A 6,053-nucleotide genomic window follows, 5' to 3' on the forward strand; every position below is an offset into this window, starting at 1 on the left:
GGGCGGAGGAAACGGCTGCCGCCCGGGCGGTCAGACGGTCCGGGTCTCGCGGACCACGCCGTCGGGACCGGCGACCAGCACGGGGGTGCCGGCGCCGCCGAGGTCCAGGACGGCGGCGAGGTCCTCGGCGGGCAGGTCGACGTCGGTCACCACGGCCGCCGCCTCCAGCGACTTCGCCCCGGAGGCCACGGCCATCGCCACCGCCGTGCGCAGCGCGCTCAGCCGCAGCGACTCCAGGGCCACCGTCCCGGCGACGTACGTCCGTCCCGTCTCGTCCCGCACGGCCGCGCCCTCCGGCACGCCGTTGCGGGCCCGCGCGGAGCGGGCCAGGGTCACGATCTTGCGGTCCTCGGGGTCGAGGTCGAGCGCGCTGCTGTCGGTCATGGTCCGAGCATACGAAGCCCCGGCCGGGCCGCGGGCGTCAGGCCAGCGTCTGGACGACCTCGCCGCGCCCGGCGGTGTGCGACACCCGGGCCGGCGCCCCGTTCACCAGCGGCAGCCACGGCCGCACGTGCCCGCACTCGAGGTCGGCCAGGATCGGCACCCCGAGACCGCCGAGCGCGTCCAGCACCGCCTCGTGCTGGGTCATGGTCGGGGTGTCCGGGGCGGAGGTCCGGCCGACCAGGACCGCGGTGGCCGCGTCGAAGGCGCCGGACAGCCGCATGCCGTGCAGCTGGCGGGCGATGGAGTAGGCGTTGTCCTCGCAGGCCTCGACGTAGACGAGCAGCCCCTCGGGGGCGTGCTCGCGGGCGAAGGCGTTCAGGTCGAGGTAGGGGCTGCCGGCGAGCGGGCCCACGATCTCGGTGCAGCCGCCGATCAGGCGGCCCTCGACGGTGAGGTCGCCGTCGCCGTCCAGGCGCTTCCAGCGGCCCTCGGTGTTCAGGCCCAGGTCGCTGAGGCCCGGGTCGCCCTCCCAGTCGTCGAAGCCCTCCGCGACCCGGTGCCGGCCCGGCGGCACCTGGGTCAGCGGGTGGTCCGGGCCCTGCGGGGCGGCCACCACGTCCAGCCAGGACAGCAGCCCCTCGGGCGTCTCGTACGGCGTGTCCATCAGGTTGTTGCCGTGCACCGTCGCCCAGCCGGTGAGCAGGGTCAGCGGCGTCATCCAGGCGGTGGTGTCGGAGTAGCCGACCACCCAGGTCGGCTCGGCGGAGCGGATGGCGTCCCAGTCCAGGTGGGGGAGCAGGTCGATGGCCGTCTCCCCGCCCCACGGCGGCACCACGGCGCAGATCTCCGGGTCGGTGAGCATCGCGGTCAGCTCGGCGGCCCGCTCGGCGACCGGCGCGCTGACGTGGGTGGGCGTGCCGATGCACTCACCGACCACCACCTCGTAACCGTGGTCACGCACGACCTGGACGGCGCGGTCGAGCCGGGGCAGCAGCGGCTTCTGCACGCCGCTGGACGGGGCGGTGACCCCGATCCGGTCGCCGGGGCGCAGGGGGCGGGGGAAACGAATCGTCATGCCCGGTGAGTCTGCCGCCCTCCAGCGGCCGGGGACAACGCGATTACGGCCGGTCCAGCCGCAGGCGCTCCGCGCGGGGGAGGCCGGCGACCACCAGGTCGTAGGAGTCCTCGACCAGCTCGCGCACCAGCGCGTCGGGCAGGGCCCCGGCTCCCCCGCCCACGGTCACCGTGTTCCAGTGACGCTTGTTCATGTGCCACCCCGGCACGATCAGCCCCTCGTGCTCCTCGCGCAGGCGGACCGCGTCGTCCGGGTCGCACTTGAGGTTGGCCTTGAGGGGCCGCGCGTCGAGCGCCGAGAGGGCGAAGAGCTTGCCGCCCACCTTGAAAACGGAGGTCTCCGGCCCGAACGGGAAGTCCTCGGTGGTCCCGTTGAACGAGAGGCAGAGCGCGCGCAGCTCCTGAGGGGTCATCGCTCCTGCCGTTCCCCGTCCTGCGACGGCTCGGGAACCGCCACCGGCTCCACCAGCACGGTGACGATCTTGTTGCGGCGGCCGGCCGCGGACTCCGCGGTCAGCTTGAGGCGGCGCCCGTCGGGGAGCTCGACCTCCGAGGAGGCGCCGGCGATGGGGACCCGGCCCAGCGCCTTGGCGAGCAGACCGCCCACCGTCTCGACGTCCTCGTCGTCGTACTCCTCGACACCGTAGAGCGCGCCGAGGTCGCTGATGTCCAGGCGCGCGGTGACCCGGTGGCAGCCGTCGTCCAGCTCCTCCACCGGGGGCAGCTCGCGGTCGTACTCGTCGGTGATCTCGCCGACGATCTCCTCGAGGATGTCCTCGATGGTGACGATGCCGGCCGTGCCGCCGTACTCGTCGATGACGACCGCGACGTGGTTGCGGTCCCGCTGCATCTCCCGCAGCAGGTCGCCGGCGTTCTTGGTGTCCGGCACGAACGCGGCCGCGCGCATCGCCGTGGTGACCAGCTCGCTCTCCGCCTCCCGGCTGATGTGCGTGCGCCGCACCAGGTCCTTCAGGTAGACGACGCCGACGACGTCGTCCTCGCTCTCGCCGGTGACCGGGATGCGGGAGAAGCCGGACCGCAGCGCCAGGGTGAGCGCCTGACGGATCGTCTTGAACCGCTCGATGACCACCAGGTCGGTGCGCGGCACCATCACCTCGCGCACCAGGGTGTCGCCCAGCTCGAAGACCGAGTGCACCATGCGGCGCTCCTCGTCCTCGATCAGCGACTCCTTCTCCGCCAGGTCCACCATGGCGCGCAGCTCGGCCTCGGAGGCGAACGGACCGCGGCGGAAACCCTTGCCGGGGGTCAGGGCGTTGCCCAGGAGGATCAGCAGGTACGGCACCGGGCCCATGATCCGGGCCAGCGGCAGCAGCACGTACGCGGCGACCGTCGAGGTGTTCAGCGGATGCTGGCGGCCGATGGTGCGCGGCGAGACGCCGACCGCCACGTACGACACCAGCACCATCACGCCGATGGCGGTCAGCAGCGCCTGCCAGGTCTGCGCGAAGAAGTCGAGGCAGGCGTAGGTGACCAGGGCCGCCGCCGCCATCTCGCAGGCCACGCGGACCAGCAGCGCCACGTTGAGGTACCGGGTGGGGTCGGCCGCCACCTGGGCCAGCTTGGCGCTGCCGCGACGGCCGGTGCGTATGGCCTCCTCGGCGCGGAAGCTCGACACCCGCGCCAGACCGGCCTCGGCGCAGGCGGCGAGCCAGGCGAGGACCAGCAGGGCGACGACGCCCACGATCAGCTGGACGGTCATGAGACGGTCGGGGCGGGGGACGGGCCGGTGAGGCCCTTCTCGGCACGCCAGCCGTCGACGATGGCGGCCTGCAGGCCGAACATCTCGGCCTTCTCGTCGGGCTCCTCGTGGTCGTAGCCCAGCAGGTGGAGGACGCCGTGGACGGCGAGCAGCTGCAGCTCCTCGTCCATGGAGTGCCCGGTCTCCGCCTCCTTGCCCTGCTTCTCGGCGACCTCCGGGCAGAGCACGATGTCGCCGAGCAGCCCCTGCGGGGGCTCCTCGTCGTCCTTGGACGGCGGACGCAGCTCGTCCATCGGGAAGGACATCACGTCCGTCGGACCCGGCAGGTCCATCCACTGGAGGTGCAGCTGCTCCATGGCGTCGGCGTCCACCACGATCACCGACAGCTCGGCGAGGGGGTGGATGCGCATCCGCGCGAGGGCGTAGCGGGCGATGTCCAGGATCGCCTCTTCGTCGACCTCGGTGCCCGATTCGTTGTTGACGTCGATCGCCATGGTGCGGCTGTTCTACTTCCCCTTGTGCGCGGTCCGGCCGCGGCCGCCCTGGTGGCTGCCGTTCTCGGTGCCGTGCGTGCTGTCGTACTTCTCGTAGGCATCGACGATACGTCCGACGAGCTTGTGCCGGACGACGTCCTGCGACGACAGCCGGGAGAAGTGGACGTCCTCGACGTCCTCCAGGATGTGCTGGACCTGCCGCAGACCCGACTTGGTGCCGTCCGGCAGGTCGACCTGGGTCACGTCGCCGGTGATCACGATCTTGGAGTCGAAGCCGAGCCGGGTGAGGAACATCTTCATCTGTTCGGGCGAGGTGTTCTGGGCCTCGTCGAGGATGATGAAGGCGTCGTTCAGCGTCCGGCCGCGCATGTAGGCCAGCGGCGCGACCTCGATCGTCCCGGCCGCCATCAGGCGGGGGATCGAGTCGGGGTCGAGCATGTCGTGCAGCGCGTCGTACAGCGGGCGCAGGTACGGGTCGATCTTCTCGTACAGCGTTCCGGGCAGGAAGCCGAGCCGCTCGCCGGCCTCGACCGCCGGGCGGGTCAGGATGATTCTGTTGACCTGCTTGGCCTGGAGGGCCTGCACCGCCTTCGCCATCGCCAGGTACGTCTTGCCGGTGCCGGCGGGACCGATGCCGAACACGACGGTGTGCTTGTCGATGGCGTCGACGTAGCGCTTCTGGTTGAGCGTCTTGGGCCGGATCGTGCGGCCGCGCGAGGACAGGATGTTCTGCGTGAGCACCTGCGCCGGGGTCTCCTGACCGCCGTCCTCCCCGCTGCCGTCGGTGCCCGCCTTCAGCATGGCGATCGATCGTTCCACGGCGTCCTCCGTCATCGGTTGCCCGGTGCGGAGCACCAGCATCATCTCTGCGAACAGGCGCTGGACGACGGCCACGTCCCCCGGGTCGCCCACCGCGCTGATCTCGTTGCCCCGGACATGGATGTCGGCCCCGGGGAAGGCCGTCTCGATCACGCGCAGAAGGGAGTCTCCGGACCCGAGCACCGTCACCATGGGGTGCTTGGCGGGAATGGTGATCTGGGCGCGTGCGGGTCCCTCACCGGGACCGGGAGCTTGGGGTGTCTGCGTCATGGGCCGGCTCGAGGCCTGCACATCCTCCTCGCTGGAGTTCGCCCGTCACACGGGGCCTTCCGTGTCCCAGGGTACGACGGGCCACGGTCAAGCCCCCAAGCCTTTTGCCACGTCCCGGCGCCCTCACACCCGGCCGCCCTCGGACGGGCGCCACCCGGTGTGCGGCGGGTCAGCCGGAGCGGCGGAAGCCGATGGTGGGGACGGCGCGGCGGCGGGGCCAGGGAGCGGTGGCCCGGCGCAGGGGAGCGGGGATCAGGGCGTCGAGGAAGGCGTAGCGGCGCAGGCCCTCGGGGTCCTGGCCCTCCAGCAACTGCACGGTCCGCCACCAGGCGGCGACCTCCGCCCAGCCCGGCGCGGACAGCGACCCGCCGAAGTCCTGCACGGACAGCGCCGCCGTCAGCCCGGCGAACGCCAGCCGGTCGGCGAGCGGCCAGCCGGCCAGCGTCCCCGTGACGAACCCGGCCACGAACACGTCGCCCGCCCCGGTGGGGTCCAGCGCCTCGACCGCGATGGCCGGCACCTCCGCCGCCTCGCCGGTCCGCCCGTCGACGGCGTACGCGCCCTCCGCGCCGAGCGTCACCACCGCGACGGGCACGTGCTCGGTCAGCGCGTGGGCGGCGCGACGCGGGCAGTCGGTGCGGGTGTAGCGCATCGCCTCGGCCGCGTTCGGCAGGAACGCCTCGCAGTGCGCCAGGTCCGGCAGCGCGGCCAGGTCCCACGCGCCGGTGTCGTCCCAGCCGACGTCGCCGAAGATCAGCGCGCCCGCCCGCGCCGCGTGCGCCACCCACGGCTCGCGGCGGCCCGGCGCGAGCGAGGCGACCGCGGCCCGTGACAGGGGCGGCAGGTCCGGCGACGGCTGCGCCCGCTCGGGCGGCTCGTGGCCGTGCGAGACCATCGTGCGCTCGCCCTCGTAGGCCATGGAGACGGTCACCGGCGAGTGCCAGCCGGGCACCGTGCGGGACGGGGACAGGTCGATGTGCTCGCCCTGCTCCAGCGCGTCCCAGCAGTACTCGCCGTAGTGGTCGTCACCGAAGGAGGCGGCCAGCGAGGTCCGCAGCCCCAGCCGGGCCAGCGCGGTGGCCATGTTCGCGACCCCGCCGGGACTGGAGCCCATGCCCCGGGCCCAGGACTCGGTGCCGCGGACGGGGGCCTGGTCCAGCCCGGTGAAGATGATGTCCAGGAAGACGGTCCCGGTCAGGAACACGTCGCAGGGCGGCTCGTCCGGGGCGCGCAGGGCTGCCAGGGGGTCGACCTGCGGGCCGGACCGGTCCAGGGCGGCAGCGACGTCGGCG

The 6,053-nt window shown here is 72.9% G+C and carries 7 protein-coding genes; all 7 read right to left on the minus strand.

What is annotated here, in order from left to right; all coding sequences use genetic code 11:
- Positions 1–30: 30 nt before the first annotated feature.
- Positions 31–384: a cytidine deaminase gene (locus ACOV8S_RS20745; protein ID WP_448319291.1), complete on the minus strand. Its 354-nt coding sequence runs from the start codon at positions 382–384 to the stop codon at positions 31–33.
- A gap of 37 nt (positions 385–421) precedes the next feature.
- A complete protein-coding gene (locus ACOV8S_RS20750) occupies positions 422–1,459 on the minus strand; it encodes a S66 family peptidase (protein WP_448319292.1) in 1,038 nt (345 codons plus the stop codon).
- A 43-nt stretch (positions 1,460–1,502) separates the two neighbouring features.
- Positions 1,503–1,871, minus strand: a complete 369-nt coding sequence (locus tag ACOV8S_RS20755; RefSeq protein ID WP_448319294.1) for an MmcQ/YjbR family DNA-binding protein — start codon at positions 1,869–1,871, stop codon at positions 1,503–1,505.
- Positions 1,868–3,178: a hemolysin family protein gene (locus tag ACOV8S_RS20760; protein WP_448319295.1), complete on the minus strand. Its 1,311-nt coding sequence runs from the start codon at positions 3,176–3,178 to the stop codon at positions 1,868–1,870. Before ACOV8S_RS20760 ends, ACOV8S_RS20755 begins: the two co-directional genes overlap by 4 nt.
- Positions 3,175–3,672, minus strand: a complete 498-nt coding sequence (ybeY, locus tag ACOV8S_RS20765; protein WP_448319296.1) for an rRNA maturation RNase YbeY — start codon at positions 3,670–3,672, stop codon at positions 3,175–3,177. The genes ACOV8S_RS20760 and ybeY overlap by 4 nt, the downstream gene beginning before the upstream one ends.
- Positions 3,673–3,684: 12 nt before the next feature.
- On the minus strand, positions 3,685–4,761 hold the full coding sequence (locus ACOV8S_RS20770) for a PhoH family protein (RefSeq protein WP_448319297.1): 1,077 nt from the start codon (positions 4,759–4,761) through the stop codon (positions 3,685–3,687).
- A gap of 169 nt (positions 4,762–4,930) precedes the next feature.
- Positions 4,931–6,034 carry a PfkB family carbohydrate kinase gene (locus ACOV8S_RS20775; RefSeq protein WP_448319471.1) on the minus strand — a complete coding sequence of 368 codons (1,104 nt, stop codon included), beginning with the start codon at positions 6,032–6,034 and terminating at the stop codon, positions 4,931–4,933.
- Positions 6,035–6,053 lie beyond the last annotated feature (19 nt).

The organism is Streptomyces sp. CO7 (genome assembly GCF_053474865.1).